This is a genomic window from Pandoraea sp. LA3 (genome assembly GCF_022696215.1).
Lineage (GTDB): Bacteria > Pseudomonadota > Gammaproteobacteria > Burkholderiales > Burkholderiaceae > Pandoraea > Pandoraea capi.
On sequence record NZ_PTPY01000041.1, the window covers coordinates 100987 to 115453 of the forward strand.

The window sequence follows — 14467 nt, forward strand, 5'->3', positions numbered from 1 at the left end:
TGTTTGCAGAGATGAGTCTGCATAAATGCAGATGTTGGCAGGCAGTGATCGACGCTGGCCGCTACTCGCCCGCATACCCCTGTCCATTCGATTCTCGTCCTTCCAGAAAGTCGATCTGCTCACCGATGACGCGCGAGCAGTGCGCCATGAACGCCGTCACCCGCTCGGACTTGCGAATGTCCGGATGCGTGAGAATCCACAGCTCGTCGTACACCTCGGTCACGACCGGACTGACTCGCACAAGACTCGGCAGCAGATCCGCATGCATGCAAGGCAGAATTCCGATGCCAATACCTGCCGCTACCGCCGACGCCACCACCGTCACCGAATCACTGCGATACGCAATGCGCTCGGCACAGACGTGCTCGTTGACGAACGCATACGCCATCAGTCTGGAGACTCCCTTGCCGTAGCCTGCCCAACGCAGACGGAAGAGTACATCGCGCGTTGGCGTACTACCGACGAAGTCGATCCTGCGTCCATAAATGGCCCACGCCACCGTTGCCAGCTTGCGACCCACGAGGTTTTCCGGCGGTGCGATCGTCGCTCGCAATGCGATATCCGATTCGCCGCGCGCGAGGTTCAGCGGCTTGTTGCTGACGATGACCTCGACACGGATTCCCGGATGCTGCCGTTGAAAATCGCCAATGATGGGGGTGAGGAAGTCCAGCAGCAGGGCGTCTGAAGTCGTGATGCGCAGATCGCCCTTGAGCCCCTGGGAACGCCCCGAGACCCGACGTGTAACCCCGGAGATGTCGAGTTCGACGCGGCTCGCCAGCGCCAGAATGTCGGCGCCCGCGACCGTAGGCACATACCCGCTGCGGTGCCGGTCGAAGAGCGGCGTTCCGAGTGCCTTTTCCACGATGCCGAGCCGTCGCGTCAGCGTCGAATGATTGACGCCGAGCGCTTGCGCTGCAGCCACCAGACTGCCGTTCTCACCGATAGCCCCGACGATGCGCAGATCATCCCAGGAGAGTTTTTGGAGGAGATCGCTCATGTTGCCACCGGATGCCAATTCAGGATCGCCGCATCTTACCGCCGTTTCGACAGCGTGATCCGCTCACGCATGTCGCCAAACCGTCGAACGTTGGCATGCCGCGAAGCACCGCATGCCAACGAATCAACCAACGCGCTCAATGCATCGATGCCGCCGGATCTTCGCGCAATTCACGACGACTCACGCCGGTGCCTGCGAACATCAGGCTTTTGACGAGAAGCGACGCTGCGGCTACGGCGCCCGGCACAGCCAGCACCATGAACATCTCTTCGAACGTGAACTGACGACGTGCGAGTTCTGCCACGAGGAACGAGCCGGCGATGCCGCCAAATCGTCCGATGCCCATCATCCACGCGACGCCGGTAGCGCGTCCGAGCGTGGGGTAGTAGCACGCCGCCAAACCCGGCAGCGACGCTTGTGACGTGTTCGCCATCAACCCCGCCAGCATGACGCATACAACCAGTGCGGCAAGCTGGCCGTGCGTGCGTCCGATAGCGAAGACGAACACTGCCGTGCAAAGAAAGCCCACCGCAACGATCCGGTCGTGATTGAAGCGATCCATCAGCCATCCGCTTACCACTGCGCCCAGACCGCCCAAAGGGAAGAGCGCGGCGACCACGACAGCCTGCGTCGGCGTGAGGCCCGCGTCCTTGAACAGCAACGGCATCCAGTTCACGATCGCGTAGAAGATCACCAGCCCCATGAAATAGGTGATCCAGAGCAGCAGCGACCCGCCCCAATAGGCCTTCGAGAAGACGAGCGCCAGACCACGCTTGGGCGCAATGCCGTCAACGTTCGTCTTCGGCCCTTCGTGCAAGGCGAAACGCAGAGCGCCATCCGGAAGCGCCGCGATTTTCCTGAGCACCACAGCAATCCGTTCATGCGCGGTGGCATTGTCGCCATCGCCCGCCCGCGACACGAGAAACCGCACGGATTCGGGAATCCTGAGCATCATCACCGTCAGCACCAGCGGCAGAGCGCCCCCGAGGACGAACAAACTCCGCCAACCCCAGATCGGCAACATCCATGCCGCGACTAGCCCGCCAATCCCTGCACCGACGGAAAATCCGCAGAACATGGCATTTGTCAGCAACGCGCGACGTGGACCGGGGCAGTACTCGTTGGTCAGCGTTACGGCGTTGGGCATCGCCGTGCCGAGCGCGAGGCCGGTCAGGCAGCGCAGCGCGGTCATCTCGGCGATGTTCGTCGTCCAGGCCGTAATGAGCGTGAGGGCGCCCATGCCGAACACAGCGACCAGCAACACGGTCTTTCGTCCGATTCGATCGGCAATCGGGCCGCTTAGCAACGATCCGGCCGCAACGCCGAACATGGCCGCGCTCAACAGCGGTCCTAGCGACAGCTTGTCGAGGGACCACTCGCGCATCAGCGAAGGGGCTGCGTAGCCGATAACCGCGGTATCGAAACCGTCGATCAGCATCGTGAGGAAGCACAGCACAAACAGGTAGCGCTGACTTCTGGATAAGGGATTTTTGTCGATGAACGCCTGCACATCGACCGTCTGGGTGGACATGGTTGTCTCCTGAATTCGGCGCTCTGCGACGCCTGAAAAGTCATCAAATAATGTGAAGTGGCGCCGCGCCTACTGCGCCTGCTGTGTTTGTCGCGACATCACTCCGTTGGCAGCCAGGCCCGTCATCGTGCGAAGCAAAGAAACGCAGCAATAGCGCCAAGCACGAGCGGATACTCAAGCCGCATCCACGCGCGACTGCGAATGAGCGACATGTACACGCCGGCGAGTACCGCAAGGGCAAGTGCTGCGCCGAGCCAAGACTTCGCGCTGAACAGCAACACCGCCGCCACCACCTCTGCGACCGCGACCGCATGGCGCAGCCAGTCCGGATAACCCCAGTCTGAATACTCCTGCCGGACGAATCGCGGACCGACGGCGTTGAGCACCGCAGCCCAAAGCAATGCGAGCGCCAGCAGGAGACGTAAGAGATCGAGGCTATCCATGGAAATGTAGAAAGTGGCGAACGTGATGAAAATGACGAATTAGCGCGAGGAAGCCACCGGATAAGCGGCCAGCATTTCCAGCTCGACGCGCGCGCCCGGCGTGGACAACTGGTTGATGCAAACCGTGGTGCTGGCGGGCTTCCATTCGCCGAAGTACTCCTTCATGACGGCGACCATACCGTCCTGATCGCGCATGTCGGTGAGGTACTTCGTGACCTTGACGACATCCGTCCAGGTCAGCCCCTCGTGCGCCAGGATGTCGCCGATGGTTTCCATCGCGCGACGGGTCTGCTCGCGGATGCTGTTGTGATGGTGATGTTCATCCTCCTCGTGCGGATGCTTGTGATACAGCGGAGACGCCGTCGCCCCCGAGATATAGAGCACCGGGCCAACGCCTTCGAGTCGGATTGCCGGCGCGTAAGGCATGTCCTTCACGCGTGCCGGGTTCGTCTGAATCTCCTTGATGCGGTCGTTGGTGGGCGAGGTGCTGTAGGCCGTGCGCAGTGTCGTCATGATTTGTCTCCTCTTGAGCTGATGGAATCTGTGTGTCAAATGGTCGGATGATGTCGATGCATCGGAATCAGGTACGGATGGGGGAGCGATAGCTGGCGGCGAGCGCGACATAGCGATCGGCAATTTTTCGGTACGCTGCGGACTCCGCCGGTGTGAGCGTGCGAAGCAGGCGTGCCGGATTGCCGGCCCAAAGCTCGCCCGAGCCGATCTGCTTGCCGGGTGTGAGGACTGCGCCTGCCGCGAGTACACCGTCCGTGGCGATGCGGCAGCCGTCGAGCACGCGCGCGCCGAAGCCGACGAACGCGTAGTCCTCCAGCGTGCACGAATGCAGCACGGCGGCGTGACCGACGGTACAACCGTCGCCCACGATACAAGGTTCACCTCCGGTGCTCGCATGCAGCACGCTCTGGTCCTGAATGTTGCTGCCGCGCCCTACGCGAATCGCCTGCACGTCTGCGCGTAGCACGGCGCCGAACCAGATCGATGCGTTGTCGGCGATTTCCACGTCGTACGCCACGACAGCACCCGGCGCCACGAACGCCGTTGCACTGACGCGCGGCTGGTGCGCCATGTGTGGGAATGTGTCGAAGTCAGGCATTGGGCATCACCAGCAAAACACGGCACGGACGTGTGGATACGTTGCGCAATTCACGCGCTTCGCCAGCGGCGATACGGCAACTGTCCAACGGTCCGAGAACGGCAGTCGACGTGTCGTCGCCAAGTCCTGTGCGAATCAGCAGTTCACCCTCGATCACGACATAGAACTTCTCGACGTCCGACGCGCTGGCGGTCGTGCCTCCACCCGGTTCGATGAGCGACGTCCCGATCCAGGCCGTGTCGGACGGACCCGCCTCGCGACCTTGCAAGCGTCGCATTTCCATGTTCGCGTGACCCGGGGCGTCATAACCGGGCGCATTGCGATATCGGACGAGATGCATGCTGTGTGCCTCACGGCGCCAGAACGACGCGATCCATCGACCCGGCCAGCACCTTGCGATAGGCGTTGCCGGCTTCTTCGAGCGGGAGGAGCGAAGCGTCGTCCACGTCGAAGGCGCGCAGCGAGCCGTCGTCGAATCCCGGTTTCAGTTCGCTGAGGATGGCAGCGCATTCCACGGCCGTCAGCTTCAGGCTGTCGACGCCGAGGATCTGCAAGTTGCGACGGTAGAGAACGAGGATGTCGAACGTCACATTGCGTTCGATGGTCGATATCAGGATCTGTGTCCCCCCGATGGCGAGACTCTCGAACGCCAGCGAGAAGTACGGCGAGCCGACAGTGTTGTAAGCAATGTCCGCCCCACGTCCTCCCAGCGCTTCCTTGAGCTTGGCCGCCAGATCGGGATCGTCCGAGCGGAACATCTGGACCGTGCCGCTTGCATGGCCCAGATAGCGATCCGTATTGCGGTCGACGGCGACCACATGCGCGCCGGCGCGTGTGGCGATCTGAATGGCCGCCTGTCCGACTTTGCCGTTCGCGCCGAATACGAGCACGTTCTGGCCTTTGCCGCGCAGCCCCGCGCGACGCAGACCCTCGCTGGCGGTGATGAACGGCACGCCGACCGTGGCAGCCGCGCAGACCGATACCGAGGCCGGCTTGCGGCTGAGCGCCTGAATCGGCAGTACCAGATGGCGTGCGTGCGTGCCGTCGCGCGTCACGCCGAGATCGCCGCCCGTTCCCCAGACTTCCGCGCCGAGCCAGACGGCAGGGCCGTCGATAACGACACCGGAGAAATCCCGCCCTGGCGTGCGCGGCCATACGGCGTTCGGCATGTAGCCGAGGGCAGCCTTCACATCGCTCGGATTGACGGCCGCAGCGCGCACTTCCACCAGCGCATGGTCAGGCGGAACAACGGGCAATCCGACGTCAACGATTTCAGGCGCGAGCGCTTCGGCGTCGCGGGCTTGGGCGTGCAAGACCAGCTTGCGGGCGCTATTGGGAGTGTGGGTCGTCATGATGATAGAGATGAGTAAAAAGTAACGAGGAATTCCCGGGGCTCAGCGAGCATTCGTCGCGGGCAGTTTCCATTCGGCACGCGCTTCTTTCGATGTCGCGAGACGCCCGCCCAGCGATTCGATCAGGTGGCGTGCCTTGGACACGAGTTCGGCGTTGCTTCGTGCAAGCACGCCGCGCTCCAGATAGATCGTGTCCTCCAGGCCGACGCGCACATGCCCGCCGAGCAGCCAGCTTTGCGCGACGGCGGGAAAGGCGTGACGTCCGATGGCAAAGGCGGTCCATTGCGCGCCGTCCGGCAGGAGCGATCTGGCGAATGCCACCGACGCCGGCGAGAACGGCAACGCATAGCTCACACCGAGCACAAAGCTGAACAGGCCGGGACCATCGAGTACGCCGTCGTCGATCAACTTGCGGGCTAATACGAGGTCGCCGCTGTCGAAGCATTCGAGTTCCGGCATGACGCCGGCGGCGCGAATGGCCTCGGCCATCTTTGCGACGTTCTTCGGCGTGTTGATGACCACCTGATCGCCGGAATTCATGGTGTTCAGATCAAGCGAGCAGATGTCCGGCCGCAGCGCCACCACGTGTTCGATGCGCGCGAGCGGCGGCAGCAGCGTGGTGCCCGGGCCGGCGACACGCGGGTCGTCTTCACCCGGAACGAAGCGTCCGCCGGGGCCGGTCGTGAGGTTGATGATGAGTTCGGGGCGATGACTGCGAATGATCTCGACAGCCTTGGCGTACAGATCGAGGTCCATCGACGGTGCGCCGGTCTTCGGATCGCGTACGTGCAGGTGAACGCTCGCGGCGCCCGCGTCTGCGGCGGCAAGACTTTCCTCGGCAATCTGTGTCGGACTGATCGGCAGATGCGGGGTTTGCTCGGGCTTGGTCAGATTGCCCGTGATGGCGCAGGTCAGAATCGTGGGTTTCATGGTGTCGTGGTGCGGTGAATTCAGTTCAGATGGCGACCGCCATCGACGACGAAGATGCTGCCGGTGGCGTAGCGCAATGACGTCGCACAAGCCACCACAGCGGCAGCGACATCGTCAGCAGTGCCCACGCGTTGCAACGGGATCGTGGCGCCGACGCGCTCGTTGAACGCCGCGTCGCGCCCTGTCACGAAGCCGGAGTCCACCACGCCGGGCGAGACGGCGAGCACACGAATCGACGGCGCCAGCGTTCGGGCGAGTGCGCGCGTAGTGGCATCCACGCCGGCTTTCGCTGCGGCATATGCCAGATTGCTGCCCATGCCGGTGAACGCGGCGATCGACGATACATTCACCACCAGCCCGTCGCCGCGGCTGGCCAGTTGCGGCGCAAAGGCGCGGACTGATGCAAAGGAGCCGCGCCACGTCACGGCAAAGATGTCGTCGATCAGATCGTCCGACAACGCGTTCAGATCGGACGCCGGGACCGGTTTCGTAAAGCCCGCAGCATTCACGAGGATCGACGCACCGCCGGCGGCTTCCACGGTTTTCGCTGCTGCGGCGAGTTCGTCGCTGCACGTCACGGAGGCCTGCACGACAAAATGGCCGTTGCCAGGCAACGACGCCAGCAGTGAGCTCGTCGTCTCCGGGCAATCGCGTTGCAGCACTACGATGCGTGCGCCAAGCGCGGCCAGGCGGTGCGCCGTGGCGCTTCCGATAGCGCCATTGCCGCCGGTAATCACCGCGATCTTGTCGTCGAGACGATCCTGCGGCCGGAATGGGGAAAGAAGTGGATGGGACATAGCGATATCGATGAGAACTCAAGGAAGCGGGCAGTGGGGCAGATGGGTTTCGCCGGGCTCCACGCGAAGATCGACGTTCAGCACATAGCCACCGCGACCATCTGAGTCGAAATGGCGCACCAGCGAGCCGACGGCGCCGAAGACGACGTCTTCATGCACGTGCGGGTCTTCCGCGTCGAAGAACTGCGTGGCGAGCACCTTATGTCCTTCGGCTGCCACGATGAAATGCAAGTGCGCCGGACGCATGACGTTGCGTCGTTGTGCGGCGAGCAACTTGCCGCAGGGGCCATCGGTCGGCACCGGATAGCCGGCCGGACGCACGCTATCGAACCAGAAACGGCCCTCGGCGTCGGTCTCGAAGCGGGCGCGCAGATTCATGTCGCGTTGCGAATCGTCCTGATTCTCGTAAAGCCCATCGGGCGACGCCTGCCACGTCTCCACGCGCGCGCCTGCCAGCGGCGTGCCGTCAAGGCTCGTCACCCGACCGCGCACTTGCAACGGCGCGCCGGGAGTGTCGTCGGAGCAGACCTTGGCGCCATTGGCGCGAAGCGGTTGATGCGCGCGCCAGAACGGCCCCACCAGTGCGGGTTCCGTGCCACCTGCTGCGACGGCATCGCGGGCATTGCTGAGTTGCACGAGCGTCGCGAGGCCCAGGATGTCGGCGAGAAGAATGCCTTCATGCTTGCGCGGTCCGGTCGCCTGGCCGATGGCGACAAGGAAGTCCAGGCCGGTCTGCAGCTCGTCAGGCGTCAGTTCGACTTCGAGGGCGAGCGCGTGCAGATGCCGGATGGTCGCGGCCAGGATCGTTCGCAGGCGCGGATTCGTCGTCGTTTCGTTGGCGGCCAGTACGGCAGCCAGCAACGCCTCTGGCTGGGGCGATGCGGATGGCGTGGTCAAGGTGAAGTCTCCGTGTTGGGTCGTGCCTTTAAAGGGCAAAATTAAGGCAAACGTTTGTCCTTCATTTGCTCTGAATCGTAGACATCGATGGGTGACCTGTCAAACGGTTTTTTGGGCAGAGCTCTGAATTACCTGGTTGCGTGACTCTCGTGCGAGATGTGGCAGAATGTGCAAACCATTGCAAATTCGGCCTTTATGAAACGCGTTAGCCCTGAAAATTCGACGTCGAAACCTGAATCGAACGGTTCGCCGACGATCACGGACATTGCACTGGCAGCGGGGGTCAATGTGGCGACCGTGTCGCGGGCGCTGCGCGGCGTTCCCGGCAAGGTGTCGGCGCGGCGTCGTGAGGAGATCGAGCGTATTGCCCGGGAAATGGGCTATCGGCCGAATGCGCTGGCGGCGTCGCTGCGTACGCGCCAGTCGAACCTTGCGGCGATCATCGTGCCGGACCTCGGTAACCCCGTGTTCGGGCCGATGGTGCAGGGCATCGAGCGCTCGCTTCGCGCGCGCGGGCATCTGTCGCTGATCGTGCAGACGCCGAGCGATCCAAAGGAGCGTGAGTCGCTGATCTTGGCGCTGGCGAGCCGTCAGGTAAGCGGGTTGATGATTCTGGCGGCGGAAAATCATGATCCGTTGCTGCACGCCGCCCGTCGCAGCAATTTGCCGACGGTGCTCGTCAACCGTGGCTCGGGCGATCGCCAGTTTGCCGCGGTGGTCAACGATGATCGCGAGAGCGTACGGCAGGTACTCGAACATCTCACGGGGCTCGGGCATCGCCATATCGCACATGTTGCAGGACCAGGCACTTCGTCGACCGGCAGTGCGCGCCGCGTCGCATTCGAACAAATGGCCCGCGAGTTGAATCTGACCACGTCGACGGTCGTCGAGTCTCTGGCTTTCACACGCGAAGCAGGGCGAGCGGCGACCGAGCAATTGATGGCAGACGGCGCGCCGTTCACGGCGATCTTCGCGGCCAACGATTTGCTCGCGCTTGGCGCCCTCGACGTGCTGCGAGCGCGAAAGCTTGCCGTGCCGGCGCAGGTGTCGCTCGTCGGCCATAACGACATGCCGCTCGTCGACCTGATCAATCCGCCGCTCACGACCGTGCGCATTGCGCTGGAGGAAATGAGCGAGCAGGCGGCGGCGCTGTTTATCGAGCGTATCGATTCTCCCGACGCCACGCCCATCACCCGAATGCTGTTGCCAACGCTTGTCGTGCGCGAATCGACGGCGCCGCCCGCTGCCTGACTGCCTCAGGCGAATCGACGCGCCGTTGTCGCGCCGAAGGGGGCAGGCAATGGCGAGGTCTCCTCGCCGGCGGGCGCCATTGAACACAAGACCGACCTTCAGCGTTCACGTTCCTGAACGCTGAGTTGCGCATTCGGATGCTTACGCCGGGCGCGGGATCACCTATCTTCTCCAGTCAGATCGGGGCATTGAGCGCACCCGCTACGAACATGGAGCCAGAAGTGAATCAATTGAAATGCTTGCCGCAGATGGAGGTGATCTGGGGGCACGACATCGTGAAGGCCGTAGCCGCATCGCTTGGGGACTACGGCATCCATCGGCCGATGACATTTACCATTTCGTCCCTTGAGACGTGGCATCGCGAGCATCTGCAACCCGGCATTCGCGACGAAGTCGGCCTCTACGTCAATTTGCCCCCGCATGTGCCGGACTTCGCTGTGCGCGAGGCGCTTCAGGCCTGCGTCGACAAGGGCGCGAGATCGATCGTCGCCGTGGGGGGCGGATCCGTGCTGGACGCGGCAAAGGCCGTCTCGTGGCAGCATTTCGAACTGACGGGAAACTACCTGCCGATTGCCGCGTTCCCCACGACCTTATCCGGTGCCGAGTTTTCTCACTACTTCGGCGTGACCGAGACCGATGGGGCGCAGAAGTTCAAGCGCAGCTATGCCGTGAGAGAGACGGTTCCCGCACTGGTCGCGATCGATCCCTCGCTGATCGCCGGAACACCGCGTCATCTGTTGCTGAGCTCAGCGATCAAAGGCATCGATCATGCGGTGGAGGGCATGCGCCGGGTCGGTGTCGACCATCCGCACGCGATTCTGGCCAGACAGGGCGTAGAACGCTTCGCCGGCGTTTTGCAATCGTGGCCGAAGCAACGGGAAACGCAATCTCTGCTCGCAAGCGGTGATGTATCGCCCGACGATCTGCTCAATCTCCAACTGGCCGCATGGCAGTGCTATTTCTATCCGGCCTCGGTCATCTACGGTCTCAGCCATCGCATCGGCCACATTCTCGGCGGCACGTTCGGGCTGCCGCACAGTGTCACGTCCTGCGTCACGCTCGCGCCGGTGATTCGGGCTACCGGCGCTTCGTACGGCGACAAGCTCGGCATCTTCTCGAACGGTATCGGTGGCGAGGCGGGCGCCGCTCAGCTCTCGGATCGAATCGCAGGTCTTGTCACGTCGCTGGCGTTGCCCAACCGTCTTCGGGATCTGAATTTCGACCGGGCGAATTTGCCCGAGGTGGCGGCGCTGCTCAAGCAGAATTACCCCTCGGAGGTGTCTGATCTCGGTGACAACGCCGCAGAGAAACTCGACGCCCTTCTGGAGCGGCTGTGGTGATGTCAGTGCTGCCGTCGCTCAGGACCCACCAACATCGGGCCCCCGGATTAGCCGAACTTCGGACGATGCTGGCCATGCGCGCGATCAGCGCGGTGGCGGTGACGGAACAGGCGCTGGAGACCGCGGAGCACTGCAAGCGGGACGTGAACGCATTCGCCGCACTCGACCACGCCGGGGCGCTCGCTGCGGCATCGGAAAGCGATCGACGGATCGCGAACGGTACTGCACGCCTTCTCGAAGGCCTTCCCATCGCCGTCAAGGACCTGATCGATACGAAAGATGTCGAGACCTGTTATGGCGCCGCGACCTACCGTGGCAACGTGCCGACGGTCGACGCCGATATCGTGAGGGCGTTGAGCGCTCAGGGGGCTGTCATCATCGGCAAGACCACCACGCACGAATTCGCCTGGGGCGTGACGACTGAGAGCGAGGCATTCGGCGACACGCTCAATCCGCTCGACCCTTCTCGCATCCCCGGCGGGTCCAGTGGCGGCATGGCCGCAGCGATCGCCTATGGTGCCGTCATGGCCGGGGTGGGAACGGACACGGGCGGTTCCGTGCGCATTCCGGCCGCACTGTGCGGTGTCGTGGGCTTCAAACCCACGTGGGGCAGATTGTCGACGCGGGGTGTGTTTGCGCTGGCGCCGTCGTGCGATCACGTCGGATGGCTGGGAAGGGAGGTGAGCGACGTTCGCTTGCTTGCGTCCGCGCTCGACATCACGTCGCCCGACAGTGATGTCCGCACGAGCCTGCGGCTGGGCGTGATCCGCGAGATCGCGCCGGTGCCATTGAGCGCCGGCGTGGGCGAGGCATTTGATAGCGCAACGGCCCGTCTTCAACTCGCGTTCCCGTGCATACCCATCGATACGTCCGGCCTGTTCGACGGCGCATGCGACGCCTTCGCCTGTATCGTGCTGGTCGAGGGCGGGATCGAGCACTTCCGTCGCAACGACTGGGCGCGCATTGTCGCCAGCTACGGCGCGCAGACCGTCGACAGACTGACGCGCGCCCGCGCGATGCGTCTTGCCGCTTACGCCGACGCTCAGCAAAGCCGACGTCAATTCGCCGCACGGTTGCATGCTGCGATGGCGGACATCGATTACCTGTTGCTGCCGACGTGCCCATGCGTCGCGCCAGTACGGCATAGCGAGGAGGTCAGCATCGGCGCCTGGTCGGGCACGCTTCGCGAGGCGCTGATGACCTACACGGCGCCGTTCAATCTTGCCGGCTTCCCGGCGATCTCGATTCCGCTGCCGGCAACGGCGGGCGCGCTTCCGGCGGCGATGCAAATCATCGGTAAGCCGGGGGACGACGGCGGGCTGTTACAGATCGCACAGCAGGTGGCGTCAGTGATCGGTGCATAGCGTCAAACCGGGCAACGCGCAATGTGGAGCGCCGAAGGGTTGTGCTCAAGCATCGTCACTAGACTCCGGTGTTTACCCAACTTGCGCGGCGCTCTTCAGCACTGATCTGCCCTCAGAATCTGAGCGATTCGCGTTGAGACCGACGGCAGCGTCATCGAATCGCTATCGATGGCGCCGCCGTCGCCGAACACCGGCTGACTGAGTCGCGTCAGGATGCCGCCCGTCGGCATCTCGACGGCAAGCCTGGCACCGCGCTCATAGGCATGGCGAAGGGTGTCCTGCCAGTTCACCGGGCGCGCCATGTTCCACGCGAGATCCTCGGCGATGTCGTCGGGATGAAAGAGCGCACGTGCGCGTGTGCAACTGATGTAGGTCATCCTCGGACATTGCACGCGAACGTTTGCGGTGGCCTCCGCCAGCGTCTTTGCCTGGCTGTTGAGCAACTCGCAGTGGGACGGCACGGTCATGGCAAGCCGAACCGCTTTCGCGGCACCCGCCTTCAATGCGAGAAGCCGAACGCTGTTCAATGCGCCCGTGCTGCCCGCTACGACGATCTGATGCTCGGCATTCAGATTGGCCACATACGCAGGCGTGTCGGCGGTGTGCACCTGATGCACGATCGCGGTCACGGTGGCAACGGGTAGCCCGGTGATCGCGGTCATCCCGTAGCCGTTCGGATACGCGGTCTCCATCAGACGTCCCCGCAAACGAACGAGCCGCAGCGCATCGTCGAAGCTTACGGCACCCGCTGCGACCGCCGCCGCCCACGCGCCGATCGAGTGTCCGGCGACGATGGCCGGCGTCGCATGCAAGGCGGCGAGCGCCCGTGTCATCGCGACACCCGCCACCAACAGCACCAACTGTACGGACGTCGTCGAACGAAACGCGTATTCGGTGCAAAGTGCCGACGGATCGATGCCGATGACGTCACGCGCTTCAGCCAACGTTTTGTGAACTTCCGGCGTGTCGGGCAACGAATCCAGCATGCCGATGCGCTGCCCGCCCTGACCGGGGTAGGTGAACAAGACGCTCACGGCGCGTCTCCCGGGTTGTCCCACGGGTCCACAACGAGCTTCGGCCCCCATTGGGTCTTCACTAGGGTGCGCGTCGGCGAGCTCAACCACTCGCGAAGCGAGAAACCACCGCCCCCCGTATCGATCTGTATGTCGAGCCGGCAAACGGTGTCGCGGGCGATCCACGCGAGCGTATCGACTTGCGAGTCCGCTGGTCGAAAGGGCAGGCGAACCACGAGATCGAGATCGCTTTGCGTGTGCAGCACCGGCATTCCGGTCGCCAGCGCAAAGCCGACGCCTCCGGTGGGTCCCCAGTGCAGGCCGAGTGCATTCAGGGCGGGAGCAAGCTCGCGAAGCGCCGTCAGACAGGGCAGTACATCGGTGTTACACGCATCGCGCACCCCATCGATCAGCGACTCCGGCGTGACCACGCGCCGCACCGCCCGATACGACGCGTGCGCCGCGACACGTTGATCCCGAGTCGTGCCTCGTAACCCCACCGGCACGAGGCCGGGCTGCGCGTCGGGGGCCCTTCGTACGACGACCGGCACGCTGGCTGTCATAGCGTCGTGCGCCCACGCCGGAACGCACGGTTCTGGCGGAAACACGAGTTCATCGCACCAGAGCAGATCGTGCGGACGCAATGATGGCCGATGCGTGGCGATGGCAGGTGTCATTGCACGACAGCCTTCGTCGCGAGAAACAACAGCGAGGGCCCGAGCAGACAGCCCAGCCCTGTATGGAAGGTGGCGACGAGTGCACCGTAGGGCACCAGCCGGCGATCGGTTGCCGCAAGCCCCGCCGACACGCCGCTGACCGTACCCGCCAATCCTCCGAACACCATCGCCGCGCGCGGGTTGTTCAGCCCGAGCAGACGCGCGGCAAACGGCGTGCCGACCATGACGATGATGGCCTTGATGAGGCCGGCGGCGATCGAAAGCGCCATCACGTCGGAACTCGCGCCGATGGCCGCACCGGTGACGGGACCGACGATATAGGTCACGGCGCCCGCGCCGATGGTGGTCATGCTCACGGCATCGGTGTAGCCGAAGGCATGTGCCAGCGACGCCCCGACGACAAAGGGCAGCACGGTTCCGAGAATCAGCGAGATCGCGCCGATCAGTCCCGCCTTGCGGGCTTCGGCGACCTGCACTTCGAACGCAGTGGCAACGATGGCGAAGTCACGCAACATCGCACCTCCCATCAACCCGATGCCGCTGAACAGGGAGACGTCCGCGAGCCCCTGTTGCCCTCCTGCGGCGACGCCGCCCCAATAGGCGAGTACTAGGCCGATCATGATGGCGATGGCCGAGCCGTGAACACGCCCGAAAGTCAGCCGTCGGGACAGCCACATGGAAAGCCCCATGATGATGCCGACGAGCGCGAAGGCCGTGACCAATCCGTTGTGCTGCAAGACTTTCTCGAACATGGATAGCATGGC

At 63.6% G+C, this 14467-nt stretch carries 16 protein-coding genes; 3 read left to right on the top strand and 13 right to left on the bottom strand.

Features of this window, described 5'->3' with window-relative positions:
• Positions 1 to 61: 61 nt before the first annotated feature.
• The 10 genes from C5N93_RS26955 to C5N93_RS27000 form a co-directional block, all read right to left on the bottom strand.
• Positions 62 to 997 carry a LysR family transcriptional regulator gene (locus C5N93_RS26955; RefSeq protein WP_242561676.1) on the bottom strand — a complete coding sequence of 312 codons (936 nt, stop codon included), beginning with the start codon at positions 995 to 997 and terminating at the stop codon, positions 62 to 64.
• A gap of 136 nt (positions 998 to 1133) precedes the next feature.
• Positions 1134 to 2528 carry an MFS transporter gene (locus tag C5N93_RS26960; RefSeq protein WP_242561677.1) on the bottom strand — a complete coding sequence of 465 codons (1395 nt, stop codon included), beginning with the start codon at positions 2526 to 2528 and terminating at the stop codon, positions 1134 to 1136.
• A gap of 122 nt (positions 2529 to 2650) precedes the next feature.
• Positions 2651 to 2971: a DoxX family protein gene (locus C5N93_RS26965; protein ID WP_242561678.1), complete on the bottom strand. Its 321-nt coding sequence runs from the start codon at positions 2969 to 2971 to the stop codon at positions 2651 to 2653.
• Between the two features lie 39 nt (positions 2972 to 3010).
• Positions 3011 to 3484 (bottom strand): RidA family protein, encoded by a 474-nt coding sequence (locus C5N93_RS26970; protein ID WP_242561679.1) that lies wholly within the window; start codon positions 3482 to 3484, stop codon positions 3011 to 3013.
• Positions 3485 to 3551: 67 nt separating this feature from the next.
• Positions 3552 to 4082, bottom strand: coding sequence for a gamma carbonic anhydrase family protein (locus C5N93_RS26975; protein ID WP_242561680.1), 531 nt, complete (start codon positions 4080 to 4082; stop codon positions 3552 to 3554).
• Positions 4075 to 4422, bottom strand: coding sequence for a cupin domain-containing protein (locus C5N93_RS26980; RefSeq protein WP_242561681.1), 348 nt, complete (start codon positions 4420 to 4422; stop codon positions 4075 to 4077). Before C5N93_RS26980 ends, C5N93_RS26975 begins: the two co-directional genes overlap by 8 nt.
• A gap of 10 nt (positions 4423 to 4432) precedes the next feature.
• Positions 4433 to 5434 (bottom strand): zinc-binding alcohol dehydrogenase family protein, encoded by a 1002-nt coding sequence (locus tag C5N93_RS26985; RefSeq protein ID WP_242561682.1) that lies wholly within the window; start codon positions 5432 to 5434, stop codon positions 4433 to 4435.
• Between the two features lie 42 nt (positions 5435 to 5476).
• The gene (locus C5N93_RS26990) at positions 5477 to 6364 is read right to left on the bottom strand and encodes a 3-keto-5-aminohexanoate cleavage protein (protein WP_242561683.1); all 888 of its coding nucleotides are present in this window, start codon (positions 6362 to 6364) and stop codon (positions 5477 to 5479) included.
• Positions 6365 to 6384: 20 nt separating this feature from the next.
• Positions 6385 to 7161, bottom strand: a complete 777-nt coding sequence (locus C5N93_RS26995; RefSeq protein ID WP_242561684.1) for an SDR family oxidoreductase — start codon at positions 7159 to 7161, stop codon at positions 6385 to 6387.
• A gap of 18 nt (positions 7162 to 7179) precedes the next feature.
• Positions 7180 to 8058: a dioxygenase gene (locus tag C5N93_RS27000; RefSeq protein WP_242561685.1), complete on the bottom strand. Its 879-nt coding sequence runs from the start codon at positions 8056 to 8058 to the stop codon at positions 7180 to 7182.
• 195 nt (positions 8059 to 8253) lie between these two features.
• On the opposite strand from C5N93_RS27000, the gene C5N93_RS27005 reads away from it, so the two are divergent.
• The 3 genes from C5N93_RS27005 to C5N93_RS27015 all read left to right on the top strand — a co-directional run bounded on the left by C5N93_RS27005 (position 8254) and on the right by C5N93_RS27015 (position 12013).
• Positions 8254 to 9309, top strand: a complete 1056-nt coding sequence (locus tag C5N93_RS27005) for a LacI family DNA-binding transcriptional regulator (protein ID WP_242561686.1) — start codon at positions 8254 to 8256, stop codon at positions 9307 to 9309.
• Positions 9310 to 9530: 221 nt separating this feature from the next.
• Positions 9531 to 10649: an iron-containing alcohol dehydrogenase gene (locus C5N93_RS27010; RefSeq protein WP_242561687.1), complete on the top strand. Its 1119-nt coding sequence runs from the start codon at positions 9531 to 9533 to the stop codon at positions 10647 to 10649.
• Positions 10650 to 10723: 74 nt separating this feature from the next.
• Positions 10724 to 12013 carry an amidase gene (locus tag C5N93_RS27015; protein WP_347403329.1) on the top strand — a complete coding sequence of 430 codons (1290 nt, stop codon included), beginning with the start codon at positions 10724 to 10726 and terminating at the stop codon, positions 12011 to 12013.
• A 95-nt stretch (positions 12014 to 12108) separates the two neighbouring features.
• Here the strand turns inward: C5N93_RS27015 and mdcH are convergent, their stop codons facing one another.
• The 3 genes from mdcH to madM are packed head-to-tail and all read right to left on the bottom strand — an operon-like array spanning position 12109 to position 14464.
• Positions 12109 to 13047: a malonate decarboxylase subunit epsilon gene (gene mdcH / locus C5N93_RS27020; protein WP_242561689.1), complete on the bottom strand. Its 939-nt coding sequence runs from the start codon at positions 13045 to 13047 to the stop codon at positions 12109 to 12111.
• Positions 13044 to 13703 carry a malonate decarboxylase holo-ACP synthase gene (locus tag C5N93_RS27025; protein ID WP_242561690.1) on the bottom strand — a complete coding sequence of 220 codons (660 nt, stop codon included), beginning with the start codon at positions 13701 to 13703 and terminating at the stop codon, positions 13044 to 13046. The genes mdcH and C5N93_RS27025 overlap by 4 nt, the downstream gene beginning before the upstream one ends.
• Positions 13700 to 14464, bottom strand: coding sequence for a malonate transporter subunit MadM (madM, locus tag C5N93_RS27030; RefSeq protein ID WP_069342569.1), 765 nt, complete (start codon positions 14462 to 14464; stop codon positions 13700 to 13702). Before madM ends, C5N93_RS27025 begins: the two co-directional genes overlap by 4 nt.
• Positions 14465 to 14467 lie beyond the last annotated feature (3 nt).